Source organism: Pseudoxanthomonas taiwanensis (genome assembly GCF_010093135.1).
Lineage (GTDB): Bacteria > Pseudomonadota > Gammaproteobacteria > Xanthomonadales > Xanthomonadaceae > Pseudoxanthomonas > Pseudoxanthomonas taiwanensis.
Map to the genome: position 1 here is coordinate 1 of NZ_PDWK01000158.1, position 536 is coordinate 536.

The following is a 536-nucleotide window of genomic DNA, read 5'->3' on the forward strand; positions in this document are numbered from 1 at the left end:
GTTGAGGATCCCCATAATGCGGCTGTTTTCTGCCGCAACCGCTGCGGTGATCTGCGCGTTCACGTCCGGCTGCGCCGCGCTGGCGTTCTCGCCCTCCGTCGCTGGCACCACGTCAGTAACGTCAGCCTGCGACGCAGTGGCTGAAACAGTTGGTGATTGAGTCTCTTTGGTCATTAGCCCTCCTGCGGGACGGGATTTACGTGCATCCAGTGCATCACGCATGACGGTGATCGCATCGGTGCTGTTAACAAGTTCATCAGCCAGTCCGGCATCAATGGCCTCCTGACCGCTGTACACTGCAGCCTCGGTATCCAGCACAACCTGCACGGACAGGCCGGTATATGCCGACACCTTCTGCGCAAACATCTGGCGGGTTGCGTCCATCCGGGACTGCAGTGTCTCCCGGACGTCATCCGGAAGATGGCTGTAGGGGTTGCCATCCACCTTATGGCTGCCGCTGTAAATCAGCGTGATTTCCACACCCTGTTTCTCCAGCGCAGCACCGTAATTACTGTGAGCCATCATGACGCCGATGG

At 58.8% G+C, this 536-nt stretch carries 1 protein-coding gene; it reads right to left on the bottom strand.

Going from position 1 to position 536, the window contains the following annotated elements:
• On the bottom strand, nucleotides 1-525 hold a 525-nt coding region (locus CR938_RS14355; RefSeq protein ID WP_425502459.1), incomplete at its 3' end, for a S49 family peptidase.
• Nucleotides 526-536 lie beyond the last annotated feature (11 nt).